Below are 21,217 nucleotides of genomic sequence, written 5' to 3'. Positions count from 1 at the left end.
CGCCCGCCGCGACTGCCTAGAGTGGCGCAAGCTGACCAGACCGTGGAAAGGGCGAAAGATTGGACGCTGACGAGACACTGAGAGCGCTGCACCAAATGCTCGGTGAGCGCGGCATCATCGCCGGCCCCGAGGTCGGGCAACGCTACCTCGTCGATGTGCCCGGCGAGCATGGCGAGCGCCCCCTTGCCGTGCTGCAGCCGCTGGACACCGTCCAGGTGTCGCAGGTGCCACGGGTGCCGCGGATCTGCCACGCGGCCGGCCTGCCGGTCGTCACGCAGGGCGGCCGCAGCGGCCTCGCGCGCGGCCAGCTGCCGCGCAGCGGCGTCGAATGACGCTGCGCCTGGTCGTCTGCTCGCCGGTTGCGCGCGAGAGCTTCGACCGCCGGCTGCGGGAAGTCCCGGACGTGTCGCTGCGCTGGGCCAGTCTCGCCGCGCTGCCGGCCGCGGCCCGCGAAGCCGATGCGCTCGTGCTGTCGGGCACCGAGTACAGCGCCGAGCTCGCCGGCGTGCTGCAGGAGTCGGCCAACCCGTGCCGCTGGTTGCAGCTGTTGTCGGCCGGCTACGAGTTGCTGCCGCAGTACGGCGTGCCGTCGCGTGTGCAGGCGAGCAACGCTGGTTCGGTGTGGTCGCCGATCGTTGCCGAGCATGTGATGGCTCTGATGCTCGCCCTCGCGCGCCGCCTGCCGACGGTGCTGGCCGCACAGGCGCGCTGTGCGTGGGACGGCACGATCCGCAACCACATGTCGCAGCTGATCGATTCGCATCTGGTGATTGTCGGCATGGGCAGCATTGGCACCGAGCTTGCGCGGCGCGCGAGGGCCTTCGGCATGAAGGTCACCGGCGTGTCGCGGCGCGGCCTGCCGCATGCCGATGTCGACGCGATGGTGCCGGCGGGCCAATTCCATCGCGCGCTGGCACAGGCCGACTTCGTGGCCGTGGCGGTGCCGCTCTCGCCCGAGAGCAGCGGGCTGATAGGCGCAGCCGAGCTCGCCGCCATGCCGCGCCATGCGGTGCTCGTCAACGTCGGCCGCGGGCCGGTCGTCGACCACGCGGCGCTCGAGCGCGCGCTCGCCGATGGCACCATCGGCGGCGCCGCGCTCGATGTCACCGACCCCGAGCCTCTGCCGCCCGATAGCGCGCTCTGGCGCATGCCGAACGTGATCGTCTCGCCGCATCTCGGCGGCGCGGCGCCCGAGCGCTACTACGAACGGCTGGTCAGCCATGTGGTGGGCAACGTCGTCCGCCGCACGCAGGGCCAACCGCCGAAAGACCTGATCCAGATCGGACCCACCCCGTGACATCGATACCCCTACGCTCCGCCAAGGTCACCACCGGCTCGACCGCCTCCGCGGCGGCTGCCCGGTCGCTGTGGCGCGCCACCGGCATGACCGACAGCGACTTCGGCAAGCCGATCATCGCGGTTGCCAACTCGTTCACCCAGTTCGTGCCGGGCCACGTTCACCTGCGCGGTCTCGGGAAGCTGGTGGCGGAAGAAGTCGCCGCGGCCGGCGGCGTGGCGCGGGAGTTCAACACGATCGCGGTCGACGACGGCATCGCCGCCGGGCACGACGGCATGCTGTACTCGCTGCCCTCGCGCGAGCTGATCGCCGACGCCATCGAGTACATGGTCAACGCACATTGCGCCGACGCGCTGGTGTGCATCTCCAATTGCGACAAGATCACGCCGGGCATGCTGAACGCGGCGATGCGGCTGAACATCCCCACGGTGTTCGTCTCCGGTGGGCCGATGGAGGCGGGGCGCATCATCCACAAGGACAAGATGGAGCGCATCAGCGTCGTCGAGGGCTACGTGGCGATGCTGCAGCCGGGCATCGGCAAGGCACAAGCGCAGCAGTACGAAGAAAGCGCCTGCCCGACCTGCGGCTCGTGCTCGGGCATGTTCACCGCCAATTCGATGAACTGCCTGACCGAAGCACTCGGTCTCGCGCTGCCGGGCAACGGCTCGCTGGTCGCAACGCACGTCGACCGGGAACGGCTGTTCCGCGACGCCGGCCGGCTCGTCGTCGACCTGTGCAGTCGCCACTACGGCGAGGGCGACCGGTCGGTGCTGCCGCGCTCGGTGGCCGACCGAAGGGCGTTCGAGAACGCCATGCGGATGGACATCGCCATGGGCGCGTCGACCAATACGATCCTGCACCTGCTTGCCGCCGCCCATGAAGGCGGGGTCGACTTCAAGCTGGCCGACATCGACCGGCTCTCGCACTCGACGCCGCACCTGTGCAAGGTGTCGCCATCGACGCCCGACTACTTCATGGAAGACGTGCATCGCGCCGGCGGCGTGTTCGGCATCCTCGGCGAGTTGGACAGGCTCGGTCTGCTCGACCGCAACGCGGGCTCGGTCCACGCGGGCACGCTGGGCGATGCGCTCGCCAAATGGGACATCCGCCGCAGCGGCGATCCCGACGTGCAGCGCTTCTACCGCGCCGCACCCGGCGGCGTTCGCACGACGCAGGCGTTCTCGCAGGAGAAGCGCTTCGACACGCTGGACCTCGACCGCTCGCGCGGCTGCATCCGCGAAGGCGATGCTGCCTATGCGGCCGACGGCGGCCTGGCGGTGCTGCATGGCAACCTCGCACGGGACGGCTGCGTCGTGAAGGCGGCTGGCGTCGTGCCGGGCATGCACCGCTTCACCGGCACGGCGATCGTCTTCGACAGCGAGAACGAGGTGCGCGATGCGTTCGAGGACGGCACCGTGCAGCCCGGCCACGCGGTGGTCATCCGCTACGAAGGTCCGCGCGGCGGACCTGGCATGCAGGAGATGTCCAAGCCCGCGGTGCTGCTGACGGCGCGCGGCCTCCACACGAGCTGCGCGCTGGTCACTGACGGACGCTTCTCGGGCGCCAACTCGGGGCTGGCTATCGGCCACGTGTCGCCCGAGGCGGCAGCCGGCGGGACGATCGCGCTGGTCGAAAACGGCGACCGTATCGAAATCGACCTCGCGAAGCGCAGCATCGAGCTGCTCGTCGACGCCGTGACGCTGGCCGAGCGGCGCCGCCAGATGAACACCAAAGGTGCGGCCGCCTGGAAACCGAAGCCGCGCGAAAGGGCGGTGAGCCTGGCGCTGCGCATCTTCGGCGCCCTGGCGATGTCGGCCGACAAGGGCGCGGTCCGCGACCCGCAGCGGCTCGCCGTGCTCGAACAGCCGCACATCGTTGCTTCCGACGATGCGAACGAACGCACGGGCTCCTGGCGTTCTTCCACGGCAGCGGCGTGCCCGCCCGGAATCGTCGGAAGCGACGATGCCCGCCGCGAGCGGCGCACCTAAAGTGGTCCCGCCACGCAAAGGAGACACATCGATGGGCACGAATCACCTTCAACGCCGTGAGGCACTGGCCGGCATGATCGGCATGGCGCTCGGCATCGGATCGACGCCGGTGTTCGCTCAGAACGTGCGCGGCGTCACCGCCAACTCGATCAAGATCGGCGTGCAGGTGCCGCTGACCGGGCCGGTCGCCTTGTCGGGCGAGCAGATCCGTGCCGGCGAAGTCGCCTACATGAGCATGATCAACGACCGCGGCGGCGTGAACGGCCGCAAGATCGAGCTGATCATCGAGGACAACGAGTTCTCGGCCCAGAAGGGCGTGACCGCGGTGCGCAAGCTCGTCACGCGCGACAACGTGTTCGCGATGGTCGGCGGCAACGGCGTCAGCCAGTTCAACCCGGTGCTGCCCTTCCTCGACGAGCAGCAGGTGCCGGTCATCAACGCCTACACCGGCGTCGTCGACTGGTACAACCCGGTGCGTCAGCGGGTGTTCGGCGTCTACCCGCCGCTCGAGTTCAGCGCGCAGGCGATCGGCCGCTGGGCTGCCAAGGAAGGCCACAAGAAGATCCTCGTCGCGCACTTCGATGCCGCGATCGCGGTGTCGTTCTCCAAGATGATCGAGCCGGGCGCCAAGACGGCCAATCCGAACGTCGAAGTCGAGTTGATGCCGGTCAAGCTGGGCACCGTCGACTACACGCCGATCGCGCTCGAGATCATGCGCAAGAACCCTGACGTCGTGATCGCCGCGAACATCCTGCAGGAGTTCGTCGCGCTCACGAAGGAGCTGCGCACGCAGGGCTCGAAGGTGCCGGTCTTCACCTTGCCGATCAACGTGCTGCAATCCGTGCTGGCGCTTGCGCCCGAGCCGCTCGAGGGCGTGAAGGCATTGTCGTTCACGCGGTCGCCGACGGCCGACACGCCGGCGCTCAAGGAGTACCGCGACGCGCTCGCGAAGTACGTGCCGAGCCAGAAAGCGGACTTCGTGTCGCTGTTCACCTTCGCAGCGTCGAAGATCTTCGTCGAGGCGCTGTCGCGCGTGAAGGGCGAGCTGACCTACGACGCGCTCTATGCGTCGCTGCATTCGCTGAAGGACTACGACAGCGGCATCCTGCCGCCGGTGACCTTCAGCCCGACCAGCCACCTGGGCGTGACCTCCTTCTTCAAGATGATCGCGCACAACGGCCAGTGGGTCGCCACGGGCGAGCTGGTCGACTCGCAGGCGATGAACTGGTAGCGCGCGCCGACCGGGACCCCATGGACCAGTTGCTGCCGCTCGTCATCTCGGGCTTCGTCAGCGGCGCCGCCTACGGACTGGTGGCGCTCGGCAAGGTCATCATCTTCAAGACCACCGACACGGTGAACTTCGCGCTCGCCGACATCGCGACGCTGGCGGCTTTCGTCGCGATCACCGGCATCGGCCACGGCCTGCCCGTGCCCGCGGCACTGGTGTTGGCCGTCGTCGTCGCCGGACTGCTCGGCATCGCGACCCAGCGCTGGCTGGTACGCCGGCTGGTGCGCGACCGCAACCGGATCTTCGTCGCGCTGGTGCTGATGATCGGGCTCGGGCTGGTGATCCGCGCCCTGATCGGCCAGGTATGGGGCCACGAGCCGGTGCCGTTTCCGGCACTGGTCGCCGGCACCGTGCGCGTCGGCGGCATCGAGCTCGCATGGAACAAGATCGTGGCCACCGGCTTCGCGCTGGCGGCGATGGCCTTCGTCGCCTGGTTCTTCAACCGGACCGCGTTCGGCGTCGCGATGCGTGCCTGCGCCGACGATCCGTTCGCCGCCAAGCTGATCGGCATCGACGCCGAGCGGGTGGCGATGATTGCCTGGTTCATCGGCTGCGCGCTGGCGGCGATCGCGATTTTCTTCCTCGCCGGCAACGCTGCGCTGAGCACCACCTTCGCGCTGGTGCCGCTGTTCCGTGCGCTGGCCGGCGTCTTCCTCGGCGGCCTGACGAGCATGCCGGGCGCGGTGGTTGGCGGGTTCGTGGTCGGCATCCTCGACAACCTCGCGGCAGGCTATGTCTCGGCGAGCTTTCGAGACACGATCGTGTTCGCGATCATCGTCGTGGTGCTGTTCGTGCGGCCTGCCGGCTTTCTCGGCAAGGTGCGGGCCGAGCGCGTATGAAGCTCTCCGCCGATTCGAAACGCCGCTTCGCCATCGCGCTGGCCGGACTCGCGCTGGCCGTGCTCAGCAGCCCGGCGCTGGTCAAGGGCGAGTACTTCACGATCGTCCTCGCGGTGGTGACCTTCAATGCGATCGCGGTGGCCAGCCTCACGGTGCTGGCCGGCGCGAGCGGCATCTGGTCGTTGTCGCATCCGGCCTTCATCGCGATCGGCGCCTACCTGACGGCCAATCTCGCCGCCCTCGGCGTGCCGATCGAAGCCTGCCTGCTGATCGCGCTGGTCCTCGGCGGCGCGCTGGGCTTCGTGCTCGGGCTGAGCGCCGGGCGCTTCTCGACGCTGTACTTCGGCCTGCTGACGCTGGCCGTCAGCCTGACCGGCACCGAGATCATCGGGCGCTGGTCGGCGGTGACCGGCGGCGACATCGGCATGCAGGTGCCGCCCGTCAAGTCATGGCTGTTCGGCATGCCGCTGACCGACGCGCACGGCGCCTCGCTCAGCATCGTGATCGCGACCTGCGTGTTCCTGGTCCTCGACTGGGTCGTCAAGGGCGCGCGCGGGCGGCGCTGGCGTGCGATCAAGAGCCAGCGCACTGCGGCGATGTCGATCGGCCTGGTGCCGCACCGCGAGAACGCGCTGGCATTTGCGCTCAGTGCGGCGCTCGCGACATCGGCCGGCGTGGCAGGGGCCGTGGCCATCGGCTACCTCGATGCAGGCGAATTCAACCTCGATCGCGGCGTGATGCTGATCGTCGGCACTGTCGTTGGCGGCATCGGCAGCCTGCCGGGGGCCTTGCTCGGCGCGGGCTTCCTGGCGCTGGTGCCCGAGCTCGCGCGTGGCCTGCGCGACATCGCGGCCTTCGCGTTCGGCGCGTCCCTGATCGCCACGCTGATGTTCCTGCCGCGCGGCATCGTACCGAGCGTGCGTGACGGGTTGATGCGGCTGCGCCGGTCGCGCAGGCAGCCCGCCGCCGCGCAAGCTGCACCCGTCCGTCCGCCATCCACGGCCGCCGCGTCGATGGCGCAGATAACCGCGCTCGCGCGCACGCTGATGCCGCGCGCCGACGCAACGCTGACCGTCGAGCGGCTGTCGGTGACATTCGGCGGCCTGAAGGCGCTGCAGGAGGTGTCTCTGACGGTGGCGCCGGGGCAGACCGTCGGATTGATCGGACCCAACGGCGCCGGCAAGACCACGCTGCTCAACGCACTCAGCGGCTATGTGAAGGCGGTCCCGGGCTCGGTGATCCGGCTCGGCACGCACGAGCTGACGACGCTGGCGCCGCATGCGCGCCTGAAGTGCGGCTACGGCCGGACGTTCCAGCACGCCGAGCTGTTCGAGGAGCTGACAGTGCGCGAGATCCTGTTGCTCGCCGCGGCCAGCCGGCCGGGTTCGACGCGCGGGCATTCTGCCGACGAAATTGCTGATCTCATCCTCGACGGCCTCGCGCTGCGCGACGTCGCCGGCAGCTATCCGAAGGCCCTTCCGTTCGGCATTCAGAAGGTCGCCGACATCGGCCGGCTGTTGGCCGCGGGACCGCAGCTTGTCGCGCTGGACGAGCCGTTCTCCGGCCTCGACGCCGACGAGGCGCGGCACCTGCAGGCGATCCTGGCGGGCATGAAGGCGGGTGGCGTCTCGATCCTGATCATCGACCATGCGGTCGCCGAGGTGCTGGCGATCGCCGACCACGTCGTCGTGCTCGACTTCGGCAAGGTGCTTGCCACGGGCCGGCCCGAGGACGTCCGGCGCGACCCGCGCGTGTTGAGCGCGTACTTCGGCCGGGCGGGCGACAAACTCTTCGACAAGGTCATCCATGAGCAGCGCAAGTCGGCCTGAAAAAGTTCTCGCCGCGCAAGGCATCACGCAGCGCTACAGCGGCGTGCTGGCACTGCAGGACGTCACGCTGGCCATCGGGCGCGGCAGCTTCTCGGCAATCCTCGGTCCGAACGGGGCCGGCAAGTCGACCCTGGCGCTGGTGCTGGGCGGCATGCTGGAGCCGACGGCGGGCCGGGTGCTGCGGGCCGATGCGACTGCGCGCATCTGCCTGGTGCCGGAAGGACGGCGGCTGTTCGGGCAACTGTCGGTGCGTGAGAACCTGCTGCTCGGCGGCTACGGCGCGAAGCTCGACCGGCGCGGCATACGCGAGCGCATCGACGAGGTGCTGGCGATCATGCCGCGCTCCATCCAGGAAGCGCTGGCCAGGCCGGCGGTGACGCTGAGCGGCGGCGAGCGCCAGATGCTTGCACTCGGCCGCGCGCTGATGGCGCGCCCCGACGTGATCCTGCTCGACGAGCCATCGCTCGGCCTCGCGCCGGTGCTGATCGACCAGGTCTACGACGTGCTCGCCGATCTCCACCGGCAGGGCACGACCATCGTCGTCATCGAGCAGATGGCGACTTATGCGCTCGAATATGCGCGTGCGCTGGTCGTGCTGGACCGCGGCCGCGTCGTCTACGACGGCCCGGCATCCGGCGCTGCGGCTGAGCAGGCATTGAAGGCGGGCTATGTCGGCGAACATCAGCCCGGCGCCGAGGTGATTGCATGAGTCCTGAAGAGACACGACGCTTTCTCGATGCCGTGCTGCAGGCGCGGCAGGAGGCCACGCCCGCAGAGCTGCCCGCGGGCTTCGATGCGATGAATGCCGCCGAGGCGTACCTGCTGCAGAACCAGCATGTCGAGCGCGTGCTGTCGCTGATCGGCGGCACGGTGACCGGCACCAAGCTCGGCGGCTCGCCGCAGTCGATCGCGGCACTCGGCCTCGCAGGGCCGCTGCGTGGTCCGATCTTCTCGGCACTGAGCTGGGCAAGCCCCGCGACGCTGCGACGCGACCGGATGATCGTCTGCATCGTCGAAGCCGAGATCGGCGTGCGTTTCGGCAAGGACATCGGCGGCACGCCGCAGCCGCCGGCGATGGATGAGCTGATCGACGCGATCGAGGCGGTGTTGCCGGCCCTGGAGGTCGCCGACAGCCGGCTGGCCGGGTGGCGCACGGCGCCGCCGGCGGCCGCGCTCGCCGACCTCTCGCTGGCTGGCGGATGGGTGTACGGCGCGCCGTGCGGGCGCTGGCGCGAGCTCGACCTGCGCTCGCTGCCGGTGCGTCTCAGCGTGAATGGCAGCGTGGTGGCGGAAGGCAACGGCGGGCTGCCCTTCGGCGGCCCGCTGGAAATCCTGCGCACCTTCATCGCCGATCTCGGCCGGAGTGGCAAGTTGCTCAAGGCAGGCGAAGTCGTGAGTACCGGCAGCTGCACGACGCCGCACCTTGCATCGACCGGCGAGCATGTCGCCGCCGATTCGGGCCGCTCGGCCAGGCGTCGATCGACATCACCTGACGACAGGAATGCCGTTCGCGATTCAGGTCCATCGAACCGGCGTACCGCAGGTCAGCCAGTGGGAGCGTGCGCGGCGGATGCCGTCGAGCGCAGACATGCCATCAACTGCTCCGTTGCCGGCGTACGGCTTCTTCCGCGCAAGGTGATCATCCCGACGGGCGGCAACTCGATCGGCACTTCCAGCTTCAGTATCTTCAGCAGGCCCTCGCCTTCAAAGTGTCGCGCCACGCCGCGCGCAAGAAAACCGACCGCGGGACGCTCGCGCACGAAGGTCAGCGTGACCATGAACGACGCCGTCTCCACGATGTCGACGGGAGGCGCAAGCCCGTGCTTGTAGAACATCTGCTCCAGCTTGATGCGTGACGACGCCCAGGGCGGTGGAACGACCCAGGGCAGCCCGGCCAGCTTGGCCCAGTCCAGTTTCGTGTCGCGCACGAGCGCGTGATCCGGGCGCATGACGATGCACATCGGCTCTGCATACAGCGCCTCGGTGTCCAGGTCGGGGGACGCATAGCCTGGCTCAAGCCGGCCCACGAACAGGTCGAGTTCCCCGACGCGCAACCGCGGAAGCAGACGGGTGAGGTCGCCTTCTTCCACCATCACCGTGGTCTGGCTGGAACGCTCCTTCAGCATCGCGACGGCGCGCACCAGCAACGACGGCGTGGCCACCACCATCGCGCCCACGCTCACACGCCCGGAGGCACCGCCCGCGACGGCATCGATCTCGTCGCGCGTGCGGCCATAGTCGGCCAGGACCGAGCGAGCAAAGCGGACCACGGCCACCCCGTAGGCGGTGGGCTCCGTCCCACGGGTGGAACGGACGAAGAGGCTGAGATCGAACATGCGCTCGATCTCGGCCAGCGTCTTGGAGACCGCCGGCTGGCTGACGGAAAGGAATTCGGCAGCGCGTCCCAGGTGGCGAAACTCGTCCAGCGCCACAAGCAATTGCAGGTGCCGCAGCTTCAGGTTGGAGCGCAGCACTCGATCGATCTGGGCCATTGGAACTCCATAACCTTGGCGGAATGAAGAGAGTCGATTATTTGAATGGATTGTAATGAAGAGGCAGCCAACAATCAGCGCTCCACGAATCGAACAACGAGAGACAAGATGCGACCCAATCGCCGCCAGTTCATGCTGCACAGCCTCGCTGCCGCAACCCTTCCCCTCGCCTCGACGCGCGCGTTTGCCGCAGGCTACCCGGATCGTCCCGTGACGTTCATCTGCCCCTGGCCCGCAGGCGGAACGGCCGATGTGACGATGCGCGCGCTGTGCGCAGCCGCGGCCAGGGAACTGGGCCAGTCGGTGGTGGTGGACAACAAGGCGGGCGCCTCCGGGATGATCGGCCTCAAGGCCCTCGCAGCAGCCAAGCCGGACGGCTACACGATCGGCCAGATCCCGATCTCGGTGACGCGCTTCTCGCAATTGGGCACGGTCCAGATCGATCCGCTCAAGGACCTGGCTTACATCGCGCGTGTGTCCGGCCAGACCTTCGGCATTGCCGTGCGCGCCGAGGCGCCCTGGAAGACGCTCAAGGACCTGGTGGCCGACGCGAAGTCGAATCCCGACAAGATCACCTATGGCACCGCGGGCCTGGGCGGCGCCACGCACGTGGGCATGGAGGAGTTCGCGATTGCCGCGGGCGTCAAGTTCAACGCCATTCCGTACAAGGGCGGGTCCGAAGCGCTGCAGGGGCTGATGGGCGGCCACGTCGACATCCTGGCGGATTCCAGTTCCTGGGCGCCGCAGGTGAAGGCCGGCAAGCTGCGCCTGTTGGCGACATGGGGCGATCAGCGCACCACCGAATTCAAGGACGTGCCGACGCTCAAGGAATCGGGCTACAACGTCGTGGTCGATGCGCCCAATGGCATCGGTGCGCCGAAGGGCGTGCCGGCCGACGTGCTCGCCCGGCTGCGCGCGGCCTTCAAGGTCGCGGCGGCGAGTCCCGAATTCACCGCGGCCTGCGCTCGTATCGACGCGCCACTGATGTACCTCGACGCGCCGGAGTACGAGAAATACGTGGCCGCCTCCGTCGCGAAGGACAAGGTGCTGATCGAGAAGCTCAAGCTCAAGGAACTGTTGAGCAAGAACTGAACGCTCGCTCTGACCAAACCTCGTTCCACGGAGTGCCCGCCATGCCCCATCACACTGTCCTCGTGACGGCCCAGCACCTCATGCAAGAGGCGCAGCAGATCCTGCGCGACGCGGGCGCCAGCCTCGAATTCATGGCCGAGCCCATTGACGAGGCCAGCCTGTCCAGCCGGCTCGCCAACGGCGATGTAGACGCGGTCATCCTGCGCGGCTCCAAGCCCTTCACTGCAAGTGTGCTGGCTGCGGCGCAAGGATTGAAGATCATCGCGAAGAACGGAGCCGGGGTCGACAGCGTCGACTTGGCCGAGGCGGCGCGTCGCGGCATCACCGTCGCCGTGGCGCCGGGCGGCAATGCCGATGCGGTCGCCGAGCATGCCATCGCGCTGATGCTGGCACTCGTGCGGGACCTGCATCGCCTGGACCGCAAGCTGAAGGCCGGTGGCTGGGAAGGCACCTCGTGGCTCGGGCGCGACTTTCGTGGCTCGGTGGTCGGGATCGTCGGCTACGGCAGCATCGGCCGCAGCACGGCGCGACTTGCATCGGCACTGGGTGCGCACGTCGTGGTGATGGGTGGGACGCGGCGCGAAGCCGACGGTTTCGAGATCGAGTCCGACCTGCAAAAGCTGCTGCCGCGCGTCGACATACTGAGCCTGCACTGCCCCTTGACGCAGCAGACGCGCGGCCTGATCGGGCAACGCGAACTGGCGCTGATGAAGCCCGGCGCGTTCGTCGTCAACACCGCCCGCGGTCCAGTCATCGATGAAGCGGCATTGGTCGAGGCATTGCGCAGCGGACACCTGGGGGGCGCCGGCCTCGACACCTTCGAGGTGGAACCGATCAGCGCGGACAACCCGCTGCTCGCGCTCGACAACGTCATCCTCACCCCGCACGTCGCAGGCGTCACGCGCCAGGCGGCGTTGCGGGTGGCGACCATGACTGCGCAGAACGTCGTGAACGCGCTCTCCGGGCACCCGTTGCCTTCGGGCCATGTGGTCGCCGCGCCGGCGCAGCGCGCGGCCTGATCGCTCCCCCGCACCTCTTCAACACCACACAGAGCCAACGAATGTCCAATGCCGAACTGCGCACCCATCCCGAAGATCCCGACCGTGAAGTCGCGGACCTGCCGTCCGCATGCGTGCAGGCCCATGCCGCGAACCTGATGGTCTTGCACGATGGAACGCTGGCCTGCGTATGGTTCGGCGGCTCGATGGAAGGTCGCTCCGACATCTCCGTCTACATGGCCCGCCTGGATGCCGGGGCACGACGGTGGTCGGAGCCCACCCAACTTTCGAACGACGCCGAGCGCTCGGAACAGAACCCGATCCTGTTCCCGGTGCCAGGCGGTCCCCTGTGGCTGCTGCACACGGCACAGCTTTCCGGCAACCAGGACACGGCCATCGTGCGTCGCCGCGTCTCGCATGACAACGGCAAGAGCTGGGGCGAGACCGAGACGCTGGCGGACGCGCCCGCCGGCACCTTCGTGCGCCAGCCCATCCATGTGCACACCGACGGCACCTGGCTCCTGCCGATCTTCGAATGCCGCGTGCTGCCCGGCCAGAAATGGGATGGCAGCCTCGACGAAAGCGCCGTGCTGCGCTCCACGAACCAGGGCGCCTCCTGGCAGCCCATCCCGGTACCGGACAGCGTGGGCTGCGTGCACATGAGCATCGTGCCGGCTGCGGGCAACAGCCTGCTCGGCTTCTTTCGCAGCCGCTGGGCCGACAACATCTACATGACACGCAGCGACGACGGCGGCCTGTCCTGGCGCAAGCCCGTGCCGACCGCGCTCCCCAACAACAATTCGTCGATCCAGGCGCTGCGATTGGCCGACGGCCGGCTCGCCTTGATCCTCAATGCCAGCAGCGCGGCCGATGCCACCGAGCGGCGCGATTCGCTCTACGACGAGCTCGAAGACCAGGCGCCTTCGACCCCCGAGGCCCCGGCGCAGCAGGCGTCGAAGCCGGCGCGCCGCGCCTTCTGGGGCGCACCGCGCGCACCGATGACGCTGGCGCTGTCGGAAGACGACGGACAGACCTGGCCGTGGCAACGCAACCTGGAAACCGGCGATGGCTGGTGCATGAGCAACGACTCCGCCCGCGGCCTCAATCGCGAGTACTCCTATCCGTCCTTGCGCCAGACCGCCGACGGCGCCCTGCATGTGGCCTACACCGTGTTCAGGAAGCACATCCGGCATGCCCGGGTGATGCCGGACTGGATCACGCAGGCCCCCGGACAGTGACATCGAGCCCCCTTCACACCCACAAAGAGAGACACACCATGATCAAGCGAGCGAACTTCCTGCGTGCGGCCGTTGCCGCGGCCCTGGTCGCCACCGTCGGCGGGGCCTGGGCCGATGCCTACCCGTCCCGGACGGTGACGATCGTCATCCCGTTCCCGCCGGGCGGCACGCTCGACGTGGTCGGCCGACAGCTGGCACAGAAGCTCGCCGAGCAAACGGGCCAGTCCTTCATCATCGACAACAAGCCGGGCGGTGTCGGCACCATTGGCGCCATGGCTGTCAAGCAGGCCCAGGCCGATGGCTACACGCTGCTCTTCGCTCCTTCGACGCATGCGACGACTCCGATGACGATGAAGGCGCCGTACGACGTGATCAAGGACTTCTCCCCGATCGCGCTGGTGGCCAAGGCGCCGCTGGGCATCTCGGTCAACAACGAGGTGCCGGCAAAGGACGTCAAGGGCTTGATCGCCCATGCCAAGGCCAATCCGGGCAAGCTCACCTTCGCCATCGGCTCGACCGGGTCTGCTGGCCACCTTTCGACGGAACTGTTGAAGCGGTCGAGCGGCGCCGACCTGATGATCGTGCCGTACAAGGGCTCGGCACCGGCCTACCAGGACCTGATCGGCGGTCAGATCAACGGCTTCATCGATCCGATCCTGGGTTCGTCGTCGTATGTGAAATCCGGCCGCCTGCGCCTGCTGGCCGTCACGTCGAAGGCGCGCCTGCCCAGCATGCCCGATGTGCCGACGGTCGCCGAGACCATTCCCGGCTACGAGTTCTACAGCTGGTACGGACTGTGGGGCCCAGCCAAGCTGCCGGCGGACGTGGTGGCCAAGCTCAATGCCGAGGTCAACAAGGCGCTCTCGACCGACATGCGCGAGAAGCTGGTCAGCCAGGGCCTGGAAGTCAACGGCGGAACGGTGGCGGATTTCGTCAAGTTCGAGCAAGAGGACATGGCGAAGGCGCAGAAGATCATCAACGAGGGGAAGATCCGTGCCGAGTGACTCAAGTGACTTGCGGCGCGCGGTCGTCACGGGTAGCAGTTCCGGCATTGGCCGGGCCGTGGCGCAGCGCCTGCTGGTCGATGGCTGGCATGTCACTGGCGTGCAGCGCGGTGCGCCGGACATCGACCATCCGGCGTTCACCGCCTTGGCCTGCGACCTGAGTGAACGAGGCGAGGTCGATGCGTTGGTCGGCAGGCTGGGCACGCCGCAGGCAGTGGTGCATGCGTCGGGTGTCCTGCGTCCCGGCGCGCTGGGCGCCATGGACGCCGACGACGGCGCACTCATGTGGCGGCTGCATGTGGACGCCGCGGCTCGACTCGCCAACGCGCTGCTGCCGAGGATGGCCGTTGCCGGCGAGGGCCGGATGGTGCTGATCGGCAGCCGCGTCTCCGGCGGCATGCCCGGTCGCAGCCAATACGCGGCCAGCAAGGCGGCACTGGTCGCGCTGGCCCGGAGTTGGGGATCCGAAGTCGCAGCCCAGGGCGTCACGGTCAACGTGGTGTCGCCGGCAGCGACCGACACGGCCATGCTCGCGGACCCGGCCCGTGCCTCTACCCAACCCAAGCTGCCGCCGCTGGGCCGCCTGATCCGACCCGAGGAGGTCGCGGCGCTCGTCGCATTTCTGCTGTCCGATGACGCTGCGCCGATCACCGGGCAGGACATCCAGGTCTGCGGTGGCTCCTCGCTGCCAAGATGATTTCGACATCCCCATGTCCGCCTCCTTCCAACCATGCGCCCGGCGCCTCGGCGTCGCTTAAGGACTTGAGCATGACCACCGACAAACAGACCGTCTCCCCCCTGATCTTGCTGCACGCCAACGACAACGTGCTGGTCGCCCGCGCGCCGATCGCGCTGGGCCAGGAACTGCCCGAGTTCGGCCTGCGCATGCGCGCCCAGGTGCCGGCGGGCCACAAGATCGCGGCCCGGCGCATCGCGGCGGGTGAGCCCGTCCGCAAGTACGACACGGTGATCGGCGCAGCAATGCGGGACATCGAGGCGGGCGAACATGTGCACACGCACAACCTCGAACTCATCGACTTCGACCGCGACCCCGGCTTCTGCGAGGACGTGCGTCCCGTTGACTACGTGCCGGAGGCCGAGCGCGCCACCTTCATGGGCATCGTGCGCCCCGATGGGCGGGTGGCCACGCGCAACTTCATCGGGCTTATCTCCTCGGTGAACTGCTCGGCCACGGCCATCCATCACATCGCCGCGCACTTCACGCCAGAACGCCTCGCGCCTTATCCGAACATCGACGGCGTGGTTGCTTTTGCGCAGACCAGCGGCTGCGGGATGTCGTCACCCAGCGAGCATTTCGATGTGCTGCGCCGGACCATCGCGGGCTATGCGCGCCATCCCAATCTCGGTGGCGTGCTGATCGTCGGGCTGGGCTGCGAGCGCAACCAGGTGGCCGACCTCGTCGCCTCGCAGGGCTTGACACTGGGCAGTCACGTCAAGACCTTCGTGATGCAGGACACGGGTGGTACGCGCGCCACGATCGCCGCGGGCATCGCCGCCATCGAGGCCATGCTGCCGGCGGCCAATGCCGTCAAGCGCCAGCCCGTCAGTGCGGCGCACCTGAAGATCGGCCTGGAGTGCGGCGGCTCGGACGGCTTCTCGGGGATCACCGCCAACCCGGCGCTCGGCGCGGCCATGGACATCCTGGTGCGACATGGCGGCACGGCGATCCTGTCGGAGACGCCGGAAATCCATGGCGTCGAATACATGCTCACGCGGCGTGCGATCAGCCCCGAGGTCGGGCAGAAACTGCTCGATCGCCTCGCCTGGTGGGAGGAGTACACGCGCGGCCACAACGGGCAGTTCAACGGTGTGGTCGGCCCGGGCAACCAGGCCGGCGGGTTGGCCAATATTTTTGAAAAGTCGCTGGGTTCGGCCATGAAGGGCGGCACCACGCCCTTGCAGGCGGTCTACGAATACGCGGAGCCGATCGACAAGGCCGGCTTCGTGTTCATGGATTCGCCCGGCTACGACCCCGTGGCCGCCACCGGCCAGATCGCCAGTGGCGCCAACCTGATCTGCTTCACCACCGGGCGCGGCTCGATGTTCGGCAGCAAGCCGGCGCCCACGATCAAGCTGGCCAGCAACACGCCGATGTTCACGCGCCTGGAGGAGGACATGGACATCAACTGCGGCGCGGTGCTGGATGGCGAGCTGGACGTGCAGCAGATGGGGCAGCGCATCTTCGAGCACATCCTGGAGGCCGCGTCCGGCGGCAAGACCAAGAGCGAGCTGCTGGGCCTGGGCAACCACGAGTTCGTGCCTTGGCACATGGGCATCGTCAGTTGAGGCAGTTGCTTCCAACCCCGTCGCTTGGCGCACGCCATCCCCAGCATCTTCTGCCACATGAAAACAAGACATCCCATGCCGTTGACTCTTCAAAGAACCGAGCTGTTGCGCAGCAGGAACTACATCGCGGGCGAGTGGCGTGAAGCCACTGGCAGCCAGCTCGACGTAACCGATCCCGCGACGGGGGCCCTCATCACCCGCGTGCCGGATTCCGGCGCTTGCGAAGCACGCGAAGCGGCCGAGGCGGCGCATGCTGCCTTCGCCACCTGGCGCAAGGTGCCGGCGAAGCAGCGTGCCCAGATCATCAAGCGCTGGAACGACCTCGTGTTGGCGCACCAGGACGACCTGGGCACGCTGGTGTCGATGGAGCAGGGCAAGCCCCTGGCCGAGGGCAAGGGCGAGATCGTCTATGCGGCCAGCTACATCGAATGGTTCGCCGAGGAAGCGACCCGCATGAACGGCGAGATCATTCCCGCGCCCGTCGCGGGCCGACGCATGTTCGCAGTCAAGGAACCCGTCGGCGTCATCGCGGCCATCACGCCGTGGAACTTTCCGGCCGCGATGATCGCTCGCAAGATCGCGCCCGCCCTGGCCGCCGGTTGCACTGTGGTCTGCAAGCCCGCCGAGGACACGCCCCTGACCTCGCTGGCGCTCGTTCGCCTGGCCGAAGAGGCGGGGGTCCCGCCGGGCGTGCTCAACATCGTCACCGCCTCGCGCGAAAACACGCCCGAAGTGGTCGATGCCTGGCTGGACGACCCCCGCGTGCGCAAGATCACCTTCACCGGCTCGACGCCGGTGGGCAAGCATCTGGCGCGGCGCTCGGCCGACACGCTCAAGAAGCTGTCGCTGGAACTCGGCGGCAACGCGCCCTTCATCGTCTTCGAGGATGCCGATCTGGATGCGGCCGTCGAGGGCCTGATGGCTGCCAAGTTTCGCAACGGCGGCCAGACCTGCGTCTGCCCCAACCGCGTGTTCGTGCAGGCCAAGGTGCATGACACGTTCTCCGAGAAGCTGGCCGCACGTGTCAAGGCCCTCAAGGTCGGTCCGGCCAGCGATGCGTCATCGCAGATCGGTCCGATGATCAACGCACGTGCGGTCGAAAAGATCGAGCGTCACGTGCAGGACGCCGTGGCGCGCGGCGCCAGGGTGCTGGTCGGAGGAGGCCGGTTGCCGGAACTCGGCCCTCGGTACTTCGCACCGACGGTGCTTGTCGGCGCCGACGGCACCATGGCCTGCGCCAGCGAAGAAACCTTCGGCCCCGTCGTGCCGCTGACGCGATTCGACACCGAGGCCGAAGTGATCGCCGCGGCCAACGACACGCCCTTCGGCCTGGCCGCCTACTTCTATTCCAACGACATCCGCCGCGTCTGGCGCGTCGCGGATGCGCTGGAGTCCGGCATCGTCGGCATCAATGAAGGTGCAATCGCGGCAGAAGCCGCACCCTTTGGCGGCGTCAAGGAGTCGGGCTATGGCCGCGAAGGCTCGACACATGGCCTGGAAGACTACCTGCACACCAAGTACGTGTGCCAGGGTCAACTCGATTGATCGGAACACGCACCATGAACAACCCTTTCAAGCATGCGCTGTCCGACAAGCAAGCGCTGGTCGGCCTCTGGCTCTCGCTGGCCGATCCCTACGCGGCCGAGGCCTGCGCCACCGCCGGCTTTCAATGGCTGCTGATCGACGGCGAGCATGCGCCCAACGACGTCCGCAGCACGCTGGCCCAATTGCAGGCCGTGGCCGCCTACCCGGCCCAGCCCGTGGTTCGCGCGGTGACCGGCGATACGGCCTTGATCAAGCAATTGCTCGACGTCGGCGCGCAGAACCTGCTCGTTCCCATGGTCGACACGGCGGATCAGGCGCGTGCACTCGTGGCGGCGACGCGCTATCCGCCCGAAGGCATTCGCGGTGTCGGCGCCGCCGTGGCGCGTGCCTCCCGCTGGGGCGCGCGGCGCGACTACCTTGGCGCAGCCAACGACGAGATCTGCCTGCTGGTCCAGGCCGAGACCCGGACCGCCATGGCCAACCTGGAATCGATCTGCGCGGTCGATGGCGTGGATGGCGTGTTCATCGGCCCGGCTGACCTGGCCGCCTCGATGGGCCACCGTGGCGCGCCAGGCCATCCGGAGGTACAGGCAGCGATCGACGCCGCCATCCGTACCATCGTCACCAGCGGAAAGGCTGCCGGCACGCTCACGGCCGACCCGAAGCTGGCACGCCACTACCTGGACCTGGGCGCCACCTTCGTCGCGGTGGGCATCGATGTCACCCTGATGGTCCAGGGCGCGCGCCGCCTCGCGAACGACTTTGGCCTCGGCACCGAAAGCGCGATGAGCGCAGCCGGCGCGGCAGCTTACTGACTACCCAACTTCAAACGGAACAATCACCATGGCCACCACGAACAACAAGAAGACATTGAAGATCGCCAGCATTCCCGGCGACGGCATCGGCAAGGAAGTCATGCCCGAGGGGCATCGCGTGCTCGAGAAGGCGGCGAGCCGCTTTGGCTTCGACCTGCAGTTCACCGACATCGAATGGGCCAGCTGCGACTACTACCAGAAGCACGGCGACATGATGCCGGCCGACTGGAAGGCGCAGCTTCAAACCCAGGACGCGATCTACTTCGGCGCGGTGGGCTGGCCGGACACCGTGCCCGATCATGTTTCCTTGTGGGGTTCGCTGCTCAAGTTCCGCCGCGAGTTCGACCAGTACATCAACTTGCGTCCCGCGCGCCTGTTCGAGGGCGTTCCTTGCCCGCTGGCCGGACGCAAGGCGGGCGACATCGACTTCTACATCGTGCGCGAGAACACGGAAGGCGAGTACACCAACCTCGGCGGCGTCATGTACCCCGGCACCGAGCGCGAGATCGTGATCCAGGAATCGGTGTTCAGCCGCTTCGGCGCGGATCGCGTGCTCAAGTACGCCTTCGAGCTGGCGCAGGCGCGCGAGCGCAAGCACCTGACCGTGGCGACCAAGAGCAATGGCATCGCCATCAGCATGCCGTGGTGGGACAGCCGCGCCGACGCGATGGGCCAGGCCTATCCGCAGGTCAAGATCGACAAGCAGCACATCGACATCCTGGCCGCGCGTTTCGTGCTGCAGCCGCAGCGCTTCGACGTGGTGGTGGCGAGCAACCTGTTCGGCGACATCCTGTCGGACCTGGGTCCGGCCTGCACCGGCACCATCGGATTGGCACCCTCTGCCAACCTGAACCCGGAGCGCACGTTCCCGTCGCTGTTCGAGCCGGTGCATGGCTCGGCGCCGGACATCTACGGCAAGGGCATCGCCAACCCGATCGCGATGATCTGGTCGGGTGCGTTGATGCTCGACTTCCTCGGCCAGCGGGAAGCGCATGACGCGATCCTGAAGGCCATCGAGCAGGTGCTCAAGGACGGCCCGCGCACCGGTGACCTCGGTGGCAAAGCGGCGACTGTGGATCTAGGCAAGGCAATCGCCGATCTAGTCTGATCCCTGTGCGAGCAGACGACGAGTTGCAGTTGGCCCACGTGGACTTCCGCGACGCGCTGGAATGATTGGGTCACAACCTGGAGGGCGGCTGGGCCCGCGCAGGAGTCTTCGGCAAGCTGGAGAAGCTCGATCGCCGAGTCGGCGTGCCCTTCGCCTGGTTCTTCTTCATGCTCCATGGCGACGACGCGCCATCGTGACCTGAAGAATCCCGGCGGAACTGCCGGAAAGTCGCCCTGCACCGCTGCACAACCTGCGCTACTTCTTTGTCAGTAGCAGTTGTCCCATTTTCTGAAGCCTTTCCTTGAGGCCGCTCGCGATGAGGCGGAGGACACTTGGCAGCTCAATTTCCATCGTTACCGTGGCATCCAGGATGTGGATGACGCCGGAGACAGTCTGGCCCAGCGCCACGACACTGAAGATGAGCCGGTCACCGTCCCAGCGCTCGTTCGGGGCCGCACTGCTGCCGGGCAACAGGTTGACGATCTTCGCAAAGCCGCCTTCGATGCGACGTCGCGCCTCGGCGCGGCCGAGCTGATGTGGAATGCTGACGATGATGGGCGATGCCATATGCACAGGGTGCAGCGAATCGACGCACTGTGCAAGGGGCCTGCATGGAGGGCACTGAGCAGGGTCGCAGCGCGGTTGCCGTCTTTGCGGGTCGCCCGACGAACTCACGCCGTGAGCTTGACTCCGGTCTTCTCGGTGCGAAGAAGACCTCGGTATCAGGGACCAGTCCGGAGGTATTGCAGTCGTCGCCTGGATGCCTCTCGCGGCGACCCCGCTGTCGCAGAGTCGAACGGCTGCTTTCTTGGCTGCCCAGATCGAGGTCAGGGCCCGTTGCTCTCTTCGCACGTGCCGAGGACTAAGCGCCTCGGGCTTCCGGCGCATGGCCGCGAAGGCGCCGAACAGCATGAAGCGTTCCTCGAAGACGGGCAGGGACTCCAAACAGTAAGCGGCTCGCCGTCCCACCTTGAAGGCGGACGTGAGGCGTGTGTGGACGCCTGGATCAGGCCGGTCGCCAGTTGTGAGGCAGAAGCTCGTCGATGCGGCTGTTGAGATGCATTGGCAGCCGCGTGAGCACGTCCTTGAGGTAGGCCCATGGGTCGTGCCCATGCAACTTTGCTGACTGGACCAGACTCATCACGACTGCGGCGCGTTGGCCGGCCAGTTCGCTTCCGGCGAACAACCATGCGCGCCTGCCCTGGGCCCAGGGACGGATCAGATTCTCGCAATGGTTGTTGTCAACGTTCACGTCGCCATCGAGCAGGTTTTGCGTCAACGCGCCCCAGGCGTTGAGGCTGTAGTTCAGAGCCTTGGCTGTGGCGCTGCCGTCGGGTACACGGCCTCTCTCGAGACGCAACCACGCATGCAGGTCCT

Annotated in this window: 19 protein-coding genes and 2 pseudogenes; 18 read left to right on the top strand and 3 right to left on the bottom strand. The window is 67.6% G+C overall.

Features of this window, described 5'->3' with window-relative positions; translation table 11 throughout:
• The first annotated feature begins 59 nt into the window (after window positions 1-59).
• The 8 genes and pseudogenes from WKW80_RS29350 to WKW80_RS37465 all read left to right on the top strand — a co-directional run.
• Window positions 60-332, top strand: a complete 273-nt coding sequence (locus WKW80_RS29350) for a hypothetical protein (RefSeq protein WP_340367124.1) — start codon at window positions 60-62, stop codon at window positions 330-332.
• Window positions 329-1,297: a D-2-hydroxyacid dehydrogenase gene (locus tag WKW80_RS29345; protein ID WP_340367123.1), complete on the top strand. Its 969-nt coding sequence runs from the start codon at window positions 329-331 to the stop codon at window positions 1,295-1,297. The genes WKW80_RS29350 and WKW80_RS29345 overlap by 4 nt, the downstream gene beginning before the upstream one ends.
• Before the next feature lie 5 nt (window positions 1,298-1,302).
• A pseudogene (gene ilvD / locus WKW80_RS29340) lies at window positions 1,303-3,147 on the top strand (dihydroxy-acid dehydratase); the annotation flags it as partial.
• A gap of 169 nt (window positions 3,148-3,316) precedes the next feature.
• Window positions 3,317-4,516, top strand: coding sequence for an ABC transporter substrate-binding protein (locus WKW80_RS29335; RefSeq protein ID WP_340367122.1), 1,200 nt, complete (start codon window positions 3,317-3,319; stop codon window positions 4,514-4,516).
• A 20-nt stretch (window positions 4,517-4,536) separates the two neighbouring features.
• Entirely contained in the window at window positions 4,537-5,412 is an 876-nt protein-coding gene (locus WKW80_RS29330) for a branched-chain amino acid ABC transporter permease (RefSeq protein ID WP_340367121.1), read from the top strand.
• Window positions 5,409-7,241 (top strand): branched-chain amino acid ABC transporter ATP-binding protein/permease, encoded by a 1,833-nt coding sequence (locus WKW80_RS29325; protein ID WP_340367120.1) that lies wholly within the window; start codon window positions 5,409-5,411, stop codon window positions 7,239-7,241. The genes WKW80_RS29330 and WKW80_RS29325 overlap by 4 nt, the downstream gene beginning before the upstream one ends.
• A complete protein-coding gene (locus WKW80_RS29320; RefSeq protein WP_340367119.1) occupies window positions 7,219-7,950 on the top strand; it encodes an ABC transporter ATP-binding protein in 732 nt (243 codons plus the stop codon). Before WKW80_RS29325 ends, WKW80_RS29320 begins: the two co-directional genes overlap by 23 nt.
• Window positions 7,947-8,633: pseudogene (locus tag WKW80_RS37465) on the top strand (2-keto-4-pentenoate hydratase); the annotation flags it as partial. The gene WKW80_RS29320 and the pseudogene WKW80_RS37465, both read left to right, overlap by 4 nt.
• Window positions 8,634-8,785: 152 nt before the next feature.
• Here the strand turns inward: WKW80_RS37465 and WKW80_RS29310 are convergent.
• Window positions 8,786-9,733: a LysR substrate-binding domain-containing protein gene (locus tag WKW80_RS29310; RefSeq protein ID WP_340367117.1), complete on the bottom strand. Its 948-nt coding sequence runs from the start codon at window positions 9,731-9,733 to the stop codon at window positions 8,786-8,788.
• A 108-nt stretch (window positions 9,734-9,841) separates the two neighbouring features.
• Between WKW80_RS29310 and WKW80_RS29305 the strand changes: the two genes are divergently transcribed.
• From WKW80_RS29305 to WKW80_RS29260, 10 genes are all read left to right on the top strand, one after another.
• A complete protein-coding gene (locus WKW80_RS29305; protein ID WP_340367116.1) occupies window positions 9,842-10,825 on the top strand; it encodes a Bug family tripartite tricarboxylate transporter substrate binding protein in 984 nt (327 codons plus the stop codon).
• A 41-nt stretch (window positions 10,826-10,866) separates the two neighbouring features.
• Window positions 10,867-11,844 carry a hydroxyacid dehydrogenase gene (locus WKW80_RS29300; RefSeq protein ID WP_340367115.1) on the top strand — a complete coding sequence of 326 codons (978 nt, stop codon included), beginning with the start codon at window positions 10,867-10,869 and terminating at the stop codon, window positions 11,842-11,844.
• A gap of 41 nt (window positions 11,845-11,885) precedes the next feature.
• Entirely contained in the window at window positions 11,886-13,061 is a 1,176-nt protein-coding gene (locus tag WKW80_RS29295) for a sialidase family protein (protein ID WP_340367114.1), read from the top strand.
• A gap of 41 nt (window positions 13,062-13,102) precedes the next feature.
• Complete coding sequence (locus WKW80_RS29290) at window positions 13,103-14,065, top strand: Bug family tripartite tricarboxylate transporter substrate binding protein (RefSeq protein ID WP_340367181.1); 963 nt, start codon at window positions 13,103-13,105, stop codon at window positions 14,063-14,065.
• Window positions 14,055-14,762, top strand: coding sequence for an SDR family NAD(P)-dependent oxidoreductase (locus tag WKW80_RS29285; RefSeq protein WP_340367113.1), 708 nt, complete (start codon window positions 14,055-14,057; stop codon window positions 14,760-14,762). Before WKW80_RS29290 ends, WKW80_RS29285 begins: the two co-directional genes overlap by 11 nt.
• A gap of 71 nt (window positions 14,763-14,833) precedes the next feature.
• A complete protein-coding gene (locus tag WKW80_RS29280) occupies window positions 14,834-16,372 on the top strand; it encodes a UxaA family hydrolase (protein WP_340367112.1) in 1,539 nt (512 codons plus the stop codon).
• Between the two features lie 75 nt (window positions 16,373-16,447).
• On the top strand, window positions 16,448-17,917 hold the full coding sequence (locus tag WKW80_RS29275; RefSeq protein ID WP_340367111.1) for an NAD-dependent succinate-semialdehyde dehydrogenase: 1,470 nt from the start codon (window positions 16,448-16,450) through the stop codon (window positions 17,915-17,917).
• A 14-nt stretch (window positions 17,918-17,931) separates the two neighbouring features.
• The gene (hpaI, locus tag WKW80_RS29270) at window positions 17,932-18,732 is read left to right on the top strand and encodes a 4-hydroxy-2-oxoheptanedioate aldolase (protein WP_340367110.1); all 801 of its coding nucleotides are present in this window, start codon (window positions 17,932-17,934) and stop codon (window positions 18,730-18,732) included.
• Window positions 18,733-18,760: 28 nt separating this feature from the next.
• Entirely contained in the window at window positions 18,761-19,840 is a 1,080-nt protein-coding gene (locus tag WKW80_RS29265; RefSeq protein ID WP_340367109.1) for a tartrate dehydrogenase, read from the top strand.
• 65 nt (window positions 19,841-19,905) lie between these two features.
• Entirely contained in the window at window positions 19,906-20,037 is a 132-nt protein-coding gene (locus WKW80_RS29260) for a hypothetical protein (protein ID WP_340367108.1), read from the top strand.
• Between the two features lie 58 nt (window positions 20,038-20,095).
• Here WKW80_RS29260 and WKW80_RS29255 read toward each other — a convergent pair whose 3' ends face one another.
• Both WKW80_RS29255 and WKW80_RS29250 read right to left on the bottom strand, forming a co-directional pair.
• Window positions 20,096-20,407 (bottom strand): polyhydroxyalkanoic acid system family protein, encoded by a 312-nt coding sequence (locus WKW80_RS29255; protein ID WP_340367107.1) that lies wholly within the window; start codon window positions 20,405-20,407, stop codon window positions 20,096-20,098.
• A gap of 439 nt (window positions 20,408-20,846) precedes the next feature.
• The coding region (locus WKW80_RS29250) for an IS66 family transposase (protein WP_340367106.1) at window positions 20,847-21,217 on the bottom strand (371 nt) is incomplete at its 5' end.

It is taken from the genome of Variovorax humicola, from assembly GCF_037889915.1.
Taxonomy (GTDB): domain Bacteria; phylum Pseudomonadota; class Gammaproteobacteria; order Burkholderiales; family Burkholderiaceae_C; genus Variovorax; species Variovorax humicola.
Note: the sequence above shows the minus strand (reverse complement) of the source record. Positions and strands in the feature narration are given on the sequence as shown.